Genomic DNA, 991 nt, shown 5'->3' with positions numbered 1-991 from the left:
TTGCTTGAGCACGAACCGCAAGATCTCGTTCGTTTGTTCAGCGCCCTCGGCAACAAGATGGCCGATCTCCACAACATCAGCGACGCCTGGGTATGTGGCGATGCTTTCGACCGTCCATCCTGGGACAAGGACGGTTTGCTCGGGGAGACCCCTCTATGGGGACGTTTCTGGGATTTCGACGCTCTGTCGGTGGCAGACCAAAACAAACTCGGTAGGCTTCGCGGTATCTTGTCGTCCAAACTCGAGCGCGTCCAGAACCTTGATTTCGGCCTGATCCATGCAGACCTCGTCAGGGAGAACGTCCTGGTGACGCCAAGCTCCGTCCAATTCATAGATTTCGATGACTCCGGTTACGGGTGGCGTGTCTTCGATATCGCAACGACGCTATTGCGCAACCGCAAGGAGCCCCACTACCCGGCAATCAAGAAGGCGGTTCTCGATGGCTATAGGCAAAGCAGGGAACTGTCTGAACGTTCCGAATCGCTGCTGCCGCTCTTCCTGCTTCTGCGTAGTCTTACGTACATTGGATGGATCGGAGAACGCGCGGAATTGGCCGACAATGGCGCACGCTTGTCACGCTACCTCGACGATTCATACGGTCTTGCGGACGACTATCTTGGCACAGGCTGGTGATCTTGAACGCGGTTCCTTCTGCAATTTGGTGGCTTAGGAAAGGGTAATCGGAGATGCCTTCGGCAGTCGACGAAAGCAGGCCTGTAGCCCTGATAACAGGCGGAGGCACAGGGATCGGTGCGGCCATCGCATTGAAATTGGCGTCCACGCATTTCGTCGCAATCTGCGGGCGAAGAGAGGCAATCCTGCAAACCGTCGCCAACCAGACGGGCGGACTGGCGATTGCGGCTGATATAAGCGTGCCCGCTGACGCGGCAGCCTTAGTTGAAAAGGTCGTTGCCCATTTCGGTCGCCTGGATTCGCTGGTCCTGAACGCAGGCACTGTCATCGCCGCATCCGTTTCGGAGATGTCCATTGT

Annotated in this window: 2 protein-coding genes; both read left to right on the top strand. The window is 56.8% G+C overall.

Annotated features, from left to right (window positions below; genetic code table 11):
- The coding region (locus ACXJ7R_RS34245; protein WP_457155656.1) for a phosphotransferase at window positions 1-633 on the top strand (633 nt) is incomplete at its 5' end.
- A 53-nt stretch (window positions 634-686) separates the two neighbouring features.
- Window positions 687-991 (top strand): SDR family NAD(P)-dependent oxidoreductase (locus ACXJ7R_RS34240; protein WP_457155655.1); only part of this gene is annotated, 305 nt, incomplete at its 3' end.

It is taken from the genome of Mesorhizobium sp. P5_C1 (assembly GCF_054049815.1).
The sequence above is the reverse complement of the archived record's forward strand: the minus strand, read 5'-3'. Positions and strand labels throughout refer to the sequence as shown.